The sequence below is a fragment of the Saccharothrix sp. CCNWYY140 genome (genome assembly GCF_037401995.1).
Taxonomy (GTDB): domain Bacteria; phylum Actinomycetota; class Actinomycetes; order Mycobacteriales; family Pseudonocardiaceae; genus Actinosynnema.
The window spans coordinates 20,548-29,434 of record NZ_JBBEGC010000093.1 but is presented as its reverse complement, the minus strand read 5'-3'; the positions used below and the strand labels follow the sequence as shown (position 1 = coordinate 29,434).

Annotated in this window: 8 protein-coding genes; 3 read left to right on the top strand and 5 right to left on the bottom strand. The window is 74.2% G+C overall.

What is annotated here, in order from left to right:
* Nucleotides 1-143 precede the first annotated feature (143 nt).
* The 4 genes from WBN91_RS29625 to WBN91_RS29610 form a co-directional block, all read right to left on the bottom strand.
* A complete protein-coding gene (locus WBN91_RS29625) occupies nucleotides 144-1,358 on the bottom strand; it encodes a carboxyl transferase domain-containing protein (RefSeq protein ID WP_337727585.1) in 1,215 nt (404 codons plus the stop codon).
* The gene (locus WBN91_RS29620) at nucleotides 1,355-2,680 is read right to left on the bottom strand and encodes an acyl-CoA synthetase (RefSeq protein WP_337727584.1); all 1,326 of its coding nucleotides are present in this window, start codon (nucleotides 2,678-2,680) and stop codon (nucleotides 1,355-1,357) included. Before WBN91_RS29620 ends, WBN91_RS29625 begins: the two co-directional genes overlap by 4 nt.
* A 66-nt stretch (nucleotides 2,681-2,746) precedes the next feature.
* Entirely contained in the window at nucleotides 2,747-3,052 is a 306-nt protein-coding gene (locus WBN91_RS29615) for a thioredoxin family protein (protein WP_337727583.1), read from the bottom strand.
* Complete coding sequence (locus WBN91_RS29610; protein ID WP_337727582.1) at nucleotides 3,040-3,411, bottom strand: MerR family transcriptional regulator; 372 nt, start codon at nucleotides 3,409-3,411, stop codon at nucleotides 3,040-3,042. The genes WBN91_RS29615 and WBN91_RS29610 overlap by 13 nt, the downstream gene beginning before the upstream one ends.
* Before the next feature lie 82 nt (nucleotides 3,412-3,493).
* Here WBN91_RS29610 and tsaB point away from each other — a divergent pair, with 82 nt between their 5' ends.
* From tsaB to tsaD, 3 genes are read left to right on the top strand one after another with little or no spacing between them, the layout of a single operon-like run.
* Complete coding sequence (tsaB, locus tag WBN91_RS29605; RefSeq protein ID WP_337727581.1) at nucleotides 3,494-4,165, top strand: tRNA (adenosine(37)-N6)-threonylcarbamoyltransferase complex dimerization subunit type 1 TsaB; 672 nt, start codon at nucleotides 3,494-3,496, stop codon at nucleotides 4,163-4,165.
* Nucleotides 4,162-4,659, top strand: coding sequence for a ribosomal protein S18-alanine N-acetyltransferase (rimI, locus tag WBN91_RS29600; protein WP_337727580.1), 498 nt, complete (start codon nucleotides 4,162-4,164; stop codon nucleotides 4,657-4,659). The genes tsaB and rimI overlap by 4 nt, the downstream gene beginning before the upstream one ends.
* Nucleotides 4,652-5,704: a tRNA (adenosine(37)-N6)-threonylcarbamoyltransferase complex transferase subunit TsaD gene (gene tsaD, locus WBN91_RS29595; protein ID WP_337727579.1), complete on the top strand. Its 1,053-nt coding sequence runs from the start codon at nucleotides 4,652-4,654 to the stop codon at nucleotides 5,702-5,704. The genes rimI and tsaD overlap by 8 nt, the downstream gene beginning before the upstream one ends.
* Before the next feature lie 40 nt (nucleotides 5,705-5,744).
* On the opposite strand, the gene WBN91_RS29590 is transcribed toward tsaD, so the two are convergent.
* Entirely contained in the window at nucleotides 5,745-8,858 is a 3,114-nt protein-coding gene (locus WBN91_RS29590) for a BTAD domain-containing putative transcriptional regulator (RefSeq protein ID WP_337729416.1), read from the bottom strand.
* Nucleotides 8,859-8,887: the final 29 nt, after the last annotated feature.

Here is an 8,887-nt window from a genome sequence, read left to right as displayed (position 1 = left end):
TCGCTGCCGCTTGGCGGAACGCAAGAGCCCCCGCCCTTCGGGCGTAACGCCTTCGGCGGAAAAGCGCGCCTTCGGCGGAAAAACGGCGCGCCTTCGGCGGGAAAGCACGCGGCGGTCGAGTGGTGGGTCAGGCGAACAGTGCCCTACGGCTCGGCAATCCCACGCACGACACCCAGCCGAACCAGGTCCTGGGGTCGTAGCCTCAGGTCGTCGGCGAGTTCCCGCACGTCCTCCCGCTTGAGGATCGCGGCGGCAAGCTCGGGCGCTATCACCGAGAAATACGCGTCCGGCGCGATCCACGTGTGCTCCGGCGCGGACAACGCCAGCGCCCCGCCCGACCCGCCCTCGCCGACGACCAGCGTCGTGATCGGCACGCGGGACTCCGCGACCACCCCGAACAGCTCCGCGATGGCGGCGCCCACCCCGGCCCGTTCGGCGGCGGCGTCGTTGGCCGCTCCGGGTGTGTCCACCAGGGTCAGCACGGGCAGTGCCAACCGCCCGGCCAGCCGGATGAGCCGACTCGCGGTCCGGTACCCGGCCGGGGTGGTCGCCGTGCCCGTCTGGGCGATGTAGACGACCGACCGCCCGTGCCGCCGCCCGATCCCGCACAGCAGCCCGGGGTCGACGCCTCCGGCCCGGTCGCCGCTGAGTGCGACCCGGTCCTCGAAGTAGTCGTCCAGGTACCGCGCGGCCCGGGGCCTTGCCGCCGACCGCGCGCGTTCCACGGCACTCCACCCGTCCGCCGGCAGGTCGACCGCGCCCAGTGCCCGAGGCACCTCGGCCGGCACCGCCGACCCGCCCACCAGCAACCCGAGCAGCCGCCGGACCAGGTCGTCCACGGCGTCCTCGGTCACCACGACGTCCACGACACCGGCCGCGAACTGCCCCTCGGCGGTGTAGGCCGGACTGTCCTCGGGTCGCACCCGCCGCCCGGCGAACCCGACCTGCGCCCCGGCGACGCCCACCACGACGTCCGCGCCGGCGCCCAGCGATGCCCACAGCCCGCCGGTGGTCGGGTCGCGCAGCACCGAGACGTGCGGCAACCCGGCCTCCCGGTGCGCCGCGCACAGCCGGGCCACGCGCTGGAGTTGCCGCAGGGACAGCATCCCCTCCTGCATCCGGCTGCCGCCGGTCGCGATCGAGGACACCACCGGCAACCCGCGTGCCCGCGCCTCGCCGAACGCCTCTTCGATCACCGCGCCGGTCGCGGTGCCCACCGATCCGCCGAGGAACCGGAAGTCGAACGCGATCACCACGGCGTCGGCGTCCCGCCGCCACGACACGGATTCCGCGTTCCCGGTCCGCTCCCGCGCCCGTCGCAGCTGGTCGTCGTACCCGGGCCAGCCGAGCGGGTTCACCGCAGCTCCCGCTTCAACACCTTGCCCATGTCGTTGCGCGGCAACGATTCCACGAACCGGACCACTCGGGGCCGCTTGTGCGGCGTCAACAGGCGTGCCACGTGGTCGGCCAGTTCGTCGCCGGTGGTCGTCACCCCGCTGGGTACGACCCAGGCCACCACCCGCTCGCCGAGGTCGTCGTCAGGCTCGCCGGTCACCGCCACCTCGGCGACCCCGGGGTGCTCCAGCAGGGCGTTCTCGATCTCGCCCGCCCCGATCTTGTAGCCGCCGCTCTTGATCAGGTCGGTGGCCCGCCGCCCCACGATCCGCAGGTACCCGTCGGGCTCGACCACCGCGAGGTCCCCGGTGCGGAACCACCCGTCCACGAAGGCGTCCCGGGTGGCGTCCGGCCGGTTCAGGTACTCCAGGAACAGGTTCGGCCCCCGGACCTCGATCTCGCCCGGCTCGTCGCCGACGACCCGCACCTCGACGCCGTCCAGCGGCAACCCGACCGTGCCCGGCCGCCGGTCCCCGGACGCCCGCACGCTGGTGTTCATGAGCGTCTCGGTCATCCCGTACCGCTCGACGACCCGCTGCCCGGTCAACTCCGCCATGCGCTCGTGCACGGTCGCGGGCAGCGCGGCGGAGCCGGACACCAGCAGCCGGGCCTTCGCGAACGCCCCCGCGAACTCGGGAGCCTGCACGATCCGGTGGTACATCGTCGGGACGCCGAACATCATCGTGCCCACGGACGCCATCGCCTCGGCCGCTTTGTCCACGCTGAACGTGCCCAGGTGGTGCACCGTCCCGCCCCGCCGCAACGGCCCGAGCACCCCGATCCCCAGCCCGTGCACGTGGAACAGGGGCAACCCGTGCACCACCACGTCGTCGGCGGTCCACTCCCAGGCGGCGGCCAACGCGTCGAGGTTCGACGCCAACGCCCGCCGCGGCAGCACCACGCCCTTGGGCGGTCCGGTCGTCCCGGAGGTGTAGACGATCAGGGCCGGGGCTTCCGCGTCGGGTTCGGGCAACGGCACCTCGACACCGGACGGCAACTCGTCGTCCACCACCAGGTCAGGCGCGCTGTCGGCCAGGATGTGCGCGAGCTCGCGCTCACCCACCTTGGGGTTGAGCGGCACCACCGGCACCCCGGCCAACAACGCCCCGACCACCACCACGCAGGTCCGCACGTCCGACCGCGCCCACACGGCGATCCGCCGCTTCCCGACCAGCCCGTACGCCACCTGCCGCGCCCGAGCGGCGAGTTCGGCGTAGGTCAACTCCTGATCGGGGAACCGGACGGCCACTTTCGCGGGCGGGTCGGCCAAAGCGGGCAGCAACATCCACCCACCTTGACCAAGAACACAGCCGGCCGCATCCCAACTGTGCTCCGGACCACCCTCAGCCGGTCACAGGTGCGGTTCCAGCCACTTCAGCAGCTGGGCCTTCGGCCGCGCCCCCACCAGCTGCGCCACCAGCGCACCGTCCCGGTACAGCTGCAACGTGGGCATGCCCATGATCCCCAGGTCCCGGGCCGTCCGCGGGTTCGCGTCGGTGTCGATCTTCGCGAAGGTCACCGACTCCAGTTCGGCGTCCAGTTCCGCCAGGACCGGCTCGATCATCCGGCACGGCGGGCACCAGGCGGCCGTGAACTCCACCAGCACCGTGTCGCCGGCGACCGCCTCGCCGAACGTCTCGTCCGTCAACGTGCGCACGGCCGACTCCTCTTCTCCGCCTCCGCCAACTGCGTGCGCACCCGGCTCCGGGCGGCCTCCAGCCGCTCGATGCACTCGTCCAGCTCGGCGAGCTTGCGCCGGTACACGGCCACCGACGCCGGGCACTCGTCACCGCTGGCGTGGCCGTCGCGCAGGCACTCCACGAACGGCCGGGTGTCCTCCAGGGCGAAGCCGATGCCGGTCAACGAGCGGATCTCGGAGACCAACCGCAGGTCGGCCTCGTCGTACTCGCGTTGCCCGTTCGCCCCGCGCCGCGCCGTCAGCAGTCCCAACGACTCGTAGTAGCGCAGTGCCCGGGTCGTCGTCCCGCCCCGCCGTGCCAGTTCTCCGATGCGCACGTTGCCGATCCTCCGCCTTGACGCCCACGTCAAGTCCAGTGTGCTTCAGGCCACGCGCACGACACCCGTACCCTTGACCACCGTGCTAGTGCTCGCCTTGGACACCGCGACCCCCGCCGTCACCGCCGGAGTGGTGGAGCTGACGCCCGACGCGCCGCCCCGCCTGCTCGCGCAGCGGGTGACGGTGAACGCGAAGGCGCACGGCGAGCTGCTGACGCCCCACCTCCAGGAGGCCCTGGCCGAAGCCGGTCACACCCTCCGGGACCTGGACGCCATCGTGTGCGGGTCCGGGCCCGGTCCGTTCACCGGCCTGCGGGTGGGCCTGGTCACGGCCGCCGCCCTCGGCCAGGCGCTCAACCGGCCGGTCTACCCGGTGCCCACCCCGGACGCCATCGCGCTCGACGCGGCGACCGGCGCGCCGCTGCTGGTCGCCACCGACGCGCGCCGCAAGGAGGTCTACTGGGCCGCCTACGACGCCGCCGGCCGCCGCACCGACGGCCCGCACGTGGACAAGCCCGCGGACGTCCGGGCCAAGCTGCCCGCCGTCGCCGGCGCGGCGGGCGAGGGGGCGGAGATCTACGCCGACGTCCTCGGCCTGCCCACGGTCGACGCCCGGTACCCGTCGCCGGTCTCCCTGGTCGCCGCAGCCGCCGAGGAACTCCTCGCCGGCGCCCGTCCGGCCGCCCTCACCCCGCTCTACCTGCGCCGACCGGACGCCGTCGAGCCCGTGGGTCGCAAGCGGGTGACCAGATGACCCCTCGGACGGTCACGATCGCCCCGCTGCGGCACGAGGACGCCGCGCGGTGCGCCGAGATCGAGCAGGACCTGTTCCCCGGCGACGACCCGTGGAGCGAGAACGCGTTCCACAGCGAACTCGACCACGGCAACTTCTACGTCGGCGCCTACCTGGCCTCGGACGGCGCGGTCTTGGATGGCGCCGACGCGGCCTCACTCCAGCTGATCGGCTACGCCGGCCTGGCGCTCACCGACTTCGAGTCCAGCGTGCACACCATCGCCGTCGACCGGGCCCACCAGGGCGCCGGCGTCGGCAAGACGCTCCTGCGCACCCTGTTGGCCAAGGCCGACGACCTCGGCCTCCCGGTGTTCCTGGAGGTCCGCACGGACAACGTGCCCGCGATCTCGCTCTACCTGGCGCACGGCTTCGAGCACCTGGGCGTGCGCCGCCGCTACTACCAGCCGTCGGGTGCCGACGCGTACACGATGGGAAGGCCCGCGAACCGTGACTGACCGGCTCATCCTCGGAATCGAAAGCTCGTGCGACGAGACGGGCGTCGGCATCGTCCGGCTCGGCCCGGACGGGGCGCTGGAGCTGCTCGCCGACGAGGTCGCCTCCAGCGTCGAGGAGCACGCGCGCTTCGGCGGCGTCGTCCCGGAGGTGGCGTCGCGCGCTCACCTGGAGGCGATGGTGCCGACAATGCGCCGCGCGGTGGAGCAGGCGGGCATCGAGCTGTCCGACGTCCACTCGATCGCGGTCACCGCCGGTCCGGGCCTGGCGGGCGCCCTGCTGGTCGGCGTGAGCGCCGCCAAGGCCTACGCCGCCGCTCTGAACAAGCCGCTCTACGGCGTCAACCACCTCGCCGGGCACGTCGCCGCCGACACCCTCCAGCACGGTCCGCTGCCCAAGCGCTGCGTCGCGCTGCTGGTCTCCGGCGGCCACTCCCAGCTCCTGCTCGTGGAGGGCCTGGCGGAGAAGATCACCGAGATCGGCTCCACCGTGGACGACGCCGCCGGCGAGGCCTACGACAAGGTCGCCCGGCTGCTGGACCTGCCCTACCCGGGCGGCCCGCCCATCGACAAGCTGGCCAAGCAGGGCAACGGGTGCGCCATCGCGTTCCCGCGCGGCCTGACCGGTCCGCGGGACGCCAAGTACGACTTCTCCTTCTCCGGCCTGAAGACCTCCGTCGCCCGCTGGGTCGAGCGGCAGGAGAAGGCGGGCGAGGAGGTCCCGCTGGCCGACGTGGCGGCGTCGTTCCAGGAGGCGGTGGCGGACGTGCTGACCGCCAAGGCCATCCGGGCGTGCAAGGACCTCGGCGTGGACACCCTGGTGATCTCCGGCGGTGTGGCGGCGAACTCCCGGCTGTCGGGCCTGGCGGCGGAGCGCTGCGCGGAGGCGGGCATCGAGCTGCGCGTGCCCCGCCCCCGGCTGTGCACCGACAACGGCGCGATGATCGCCGCCCTCGGCGCGCACCTGGTCGCGGCGGGCGCGAAGCCGTCCCCGCTCGACCTGTCCACCGTGCCGGGCCTCCCGGTCGGCACCGTGCAGATCTTCTGACCCGAACAGGCGGGACGGTCGCCTTCCGCGGCGCCCCTGATCACAGCGCTCCGGCCGCCCCGTCCTCGAAGGCCCGGTCGAACCGCTCGCCGCCCAGTGCCTCCCGGGCGGCGGCGGTGATCCGGTCGACGTCGAAGCGCTCGCCGGCCGGCAGCGGCAGGCCCACCGACAGCCGGTGCGCCGCCGCCGACCCGAGCAGCCGGGCCGCTTCCTCGTGTTCGCCGCCCAGCGCCTTCGCCCCGGCCAGCCCTTCCAGCGCCAGCGCCACCGCCCGGGGGTCGCCGACCTGCCGGGCCAGCGCCAACCCGGCCTCCTGGAGCCGGAGCGCCTCCGCGACGTCCCCCCGCTGCTCGGCCACGAAGCCCTGCTCGGCGAACACCAGCGTCGCCCCGGCCTCGAAGCCGATCCGCCGGTGCCAGTCCCGCAGCCGGGTCAGGAGCCGGTCGGCCTCGTCCAGGTCCCCGGCCCGCCGCGCGACCAGTGCCAACCCCATCTCCGCGTACATCTCGCCGGGGGAGAAGCCGTGGTCGGCGGCGATCCGGCGGGCCTGCTCGTGCCGGGCGCGGGCCTCCGCGAAGTCCCCGGTCAGCAACGCCACCCGGCCCAGCCACGACAGCGTGTAGGACACCTCCGGCCACGACGACAGCTCCCGCGCCATCTCCAGCCCCCGCCGGTGCACGCGTGCGGCCGTCTCGTAGTCGCCGCGCAGCTGGGCGAGCGTGCCGAGCGCGAACGACGCCTGGAGCCGGCCCCACCGGTCGCCCAGCGCGGTGAACGCCCGGTCGGCCCGCTCGGCGGCGTCCCGCGCGGAGGTGAAGTCGCCGCGCCCCATCGCCTGGCTGAACCGGTCCGACAGCGCCGCCGCCACGCCCCACTCGTCACCGCTCGCGGTGAACTCGGCCAACGCCGAGTCCGTCAGGCGTTCCCCGGCGGGCATGTCGCCGACCGTGGAGAACACGTACCCGAGGAACCACCGCGCCCGAGGGTCCGCCACGACGCCCGGGTCCCGCACCGGCCCGCCGGCGAGGACCTCGAACCCCAGCCGCCACGGCCCGTCCAACGCGTCCCGAGCCTCCCCGATCCGGCCGCGCAGGAACCAGTACCAGGCCAACGCCCGCGCCGCGTCGGCGTCACCCGCCACGGCGGCCCGCAGGTTGGCCGCATCGGCGTCCAGCCGCGCCAACCACGTCAGCTGGTCGGCCCCGCGCAACTCGGGATCGGCCCGCCGCGCCACCGCCCGGAAGTGCTCCGCGTGCCGCGCCCGCACCGCGTCCAGCTCGCCCGCTTCGACCAGCCGCTCACGCCCGTAGTCGGCCACGGACTCCAACAGCCGGTACCGCGGCCGATCACCACCCGCCACCACCACCAGCGACCGGTCGACCAGCCGGGTCAGGGCCTCCAGCACGTCGTCCACCCCGTCCCCGGCGCAGACCGCCTCGGCCGCCGCGAGGTCGCACCCCTCGACCATGACCGCCAGCCGCCGCAGCACGGCCCGTTCGGAAGGCCCGAGCAGGTCCCAACTCCAGTCGATCATCGCCCGCAGGGTCCGCTGACGGGCCGGCGCGTCCCGGGGTCCGGCGGACAGCAGCCGGAACCGGTCGTCCAGCCGCTCCAACAGCTCGGTCACGCCCAGCGCACGGACCCGCGTGGCGGCGAGCTCCAACGCCAACGGCAACCCGTCGAGCTTGCGACAGATCCGCTCGACAACCCCCTCCACCTCCGGCGTCAACACGAACCCGGGCGCCACCGCCGCCGCCCGCTGGGCGAACAACCGGACGGCATCGGCGGGCTCCAACGGCGGCACCACCCAGACCACCTCCCCGGCGACCCCCAACGGCTCCTGGCTGGTCACCAACACCCGCAACCGCGGCGCGACCCGCAACAACCGCGACACGAACGAGGCAACCGCCCCCACCAACCGCTCGCAGTTGTCCAACACCAGCACGTCCCGCCCCCGAAACGCCTCCGCCACCCGGTCCTCCAGCCCGAGGGACATCCCCACCCCAACCTCTTCCCGCACCCCCAACACAGCAGCCACCGCCCCAGCGACCCGCTCACCACCGACCGCAGCCCGAGCCCCCGCCGCCGGCTCACCGCTCGCCGCAGCCCGCTCGCCACCCACTTCGGCCCGCTCGCCATCCGCCCCAGCCCGCTCGCCACCCGCGAGCGCACTGCTGCTCAGCCCGCCAAGCCCAGGATTCGTCGTACCCGCGTGGGACAATGGCATCGGGGGCCGGAGGCCACCGACCTCCTCCAACAACCCCTCGCCGGCGCGCTCCAACCCGGCCAACTCCACCAGCCACACCCCGTCGGCCACGTCGTCCCCCAACGACCGCGCCACCTCCACCGCCAGGCTGGTCTTGCCCACCCCACCCGGCCCGGTCAACGTCACCAACCGCGACGACCCCAGCAGCGCACCCACCGCCGCGACAGCCGCATCCCGCCCCACCAGCGACGTCACCGGCGCGGGCAGGTTCGTGCGCGGCCGGCGGATCTCGTGTCGCAGCAAAGTCCCCTGCAAAGCCACCAGTTCCGGCCCGGGCTCCAACCCCTGCTCCCGCGCCAGCACCCGCCGGTAGGACGCGAAGCTCTCCAGCGCCTCGACCTGCTGCCCCGCCAGGTACAGCGACCGCATGTGCAGCCCCCGCAACCGTTCCCGCAGCGGGTGCCGCGCCACCTCCTCCTCCAGCGCCACCGGCTGCCCCGCGGCCAGCCGCGCCTCCGCCCGGTCCTCCACGACGGCCAGCCGCTCCTCCTCCAGCCGCCGCGCGAAACCGGACGCGAACCCCTCGAAGAACTCCGCCAGCGGCTCACCCCGCCACAGCGCCAGCGCCTCGTCGAACTTGCCCGCCGCCGCCAACGCCCGGAACTCGGCCAGGTCCAGCCACGAGTACCGCACCGCGTACCCGGGCGGCTGCCACACGACCGCGTCCCGCCCCACCGCCTTGCGCAGCGCGGACACCTTGGTCTGCAACGTGTTGCCGACGGCGGGCGCCGCGCCCCACAGCGCCGTGCCCAGCGCGTCCACCGGGACCGGCCGCCCCTCGGCGACCAGGAGCCGCGCGAGCAACGCCCGCACCTTCACCTCCGGCACCCGCACGGGGGTCCCATCCTCCGTCCACACCGCCAGTGGCCCCAGCACGCCGAATCGCACGCCCCGAAGTCAACCAGCAGCGAACCCGC

Coding starts and splice junctions, on each gene's coding strand:
- rimI (WP_337727580.1), top strand. CDS start 4,162: ATGACCCCTCGGACGGTCACGATCGCCCCGCTGCGGCACGAGGACGCC.
- WBN91_RS29620 (WP_337727584.1), bottom strand. CDS start 2,680: ATGTTGCTGCCCGCTTTGGCCGACCCGCCCGCGAAAGTGGCCGTCCGG.